The 233-nt window shown below is 63.9% G+C and carries 1 pseudogene; it reads right to left on the bottom strand.

Features of this window, described 5'->3' with window-relative positions:
• Window positions 1–233, bottom strand: a pseudogene (locus SB764_RS44820) (signal recognition particle protein); the annotation flags it as partial.

The following is a 233-nucleotide window of genomic DNA, read 5'->3' as shown; positions in this document are numbered from 1 at the left end:
CCAGTCGACCGCAGCGCGCGCGATGTCGACCGGTTTCTGATCCGGTTCCGACGGGAAGAAGTCCGCGCCGACCTGCTCGGTCACCGTCTTCAACTGCGCGATAGCAGCCGGACGGTAGACGTCGCACGAGACGGTCAGCACCTTCTTCCTGTATTTCTCGCGCAGCAGCTTGGCGAGCTTGCCGACGGTGGTCGTCTTACCGGCGCCTTGCAGACCCGCCATCAGGATGACAG

It is taken from the genome of Paraburkholderia sp. SIMBA_027 (genome assembly GCF_046535315.1).
Taxonomy (GTDB): Bacteria; Pseudomonadota; Gammaproteobacteria; order Burkholderiales; family Burkholderiaceae; genus Paraburkholderia; species Paraburkholderia tropica.
Note: the sequence above shows the minus strand (reverse complement) of the source record. Positions and strands in the feature narration are given on the sequence as shown.